Source organism: Pseudomonas sp. 20P_3.2_Bac5, from assembly GCF_025466035.1.
Taxonomy (GTDB): domain Bacteria; phylum Pseudomonadota; class Gammaproteobacteria; order Pseudomonadales; family Pseudomonadaceae; genus Aquipseudomonas.
On the sequence record NZ_JANLOA010000045.1, the window covers coordinates 1 to 1,225 of the forward strand.

Genomic DNA, 1,225 nt, shown 5'->3' on the forward strand with positions numbered 1-1,225 from the left:
ATTGTTGATGCCGCCTGCGTTTGGATGTGCTTCGTTGTCCAGCAGGGTGTAGCTGTAGGTCACCACGCCGGTACTTGCGTTGTAGCCGGTGACGGTCAGCGTATTGCCCAAAGGCGTCGTGGCGGTTTGTGGGAAACCGGAGGCTACCCCGCCAGAAACAACGTTGATGCCGCCCACACTCAGGGTTTGTAGACCGTCCGGAGCGGTGACGGTAAAGGTACCGGTTTGGGTCAGTGCCGGCGTGTTCGGGTTGCTGCCGTCGCTGAGGTTTTTCTCGTAGACCGTCAGTTCGCCACCCGCAGCATCGAGGCCATTGAGAGTGACTGGATCGTTCAGGTTCTTGATATCCAGGACCAGATTGGCAGTGCTGGTGTCGCCATCTGCATCAGTCAGGGTGTAGGCAAACGTCTCAGTGCCAGTACCACCACCATGCAAATTGAAGAAATCCGGATCGGCAGGGTTCAGCGTATAGGTGTAGGAACCATCCGCCGCCAGAACCAATGTGCCGTAGGTGCCCGTGAAGGTGCCGGCGGTGATCGGTCCGGTGACACGGTCGGCGCCTTGGGTGTCGTTGGTCAGCACATTCCCCGTCAGCACCGTCGATGCTTCGGTAGCAACCGACGCATTGGTATCAGGCGCAGCGGTTGGTACGTCGTCGACGATGTTTACGTCGAGACTTCCGCTGGAGGTGCTGCCATCGGTGTCCGTCGCGGTGACGGTGAAGCTTTCGGTGAGGTTGTTGATGCCGCCGGCGTTTGGATGGGCTTCGTTATCCAGCAGGGTGTAGCTGTAGGTCACCACGCCGGTACTGGCGTTGTAGCCGGTGACGGTCAGCGTGTTGCCAAAAGGCGTCGTGGCGGTTTGTGGGAAACCGGCAGCCACGCCACCGCTGATGACATTGATACCGCCCACGCTCAGAGTCTGTAGACCGTCCGGTGCGGTAACCGTGAAGGTGCCGGTTTGGGTCAATGCCGGCGTGTTCGGGTTGCTGCCGTCGCTAAGATTTTTCTCGTAGACCGTCAGCTCACCACCCGCAGCATCGAGGCCATTGAGAGTGACTGAGTCGTTCAGGTTCTTGATATCCAGAACCAGGTTCGCAGTACTGGTATCACCGTCGGCATCGGTCAGGGTGTAGGCAAACGTCTCAGTGCCCGTACCACCACCATGCAGATTGAAGAAGTCCGGATCCGCAGGATTCAGCGTATAGGTGTAAGAACCGTCCGCT

At 58.6% G+C, this 1,225-nt stretch carries 1 protein-coding gene; it reads right to left on the reverse strand.

Features of this window, described 5'->3' with window-relative positions:
* Positions 1-1,225 (reverse strand): VCBS domain-containing protein (locus NTD88_RS07930; RefSeq protein ID WP_262154190.1); only part of this gene is annotated, 1,225 nt, incomplete at both ends.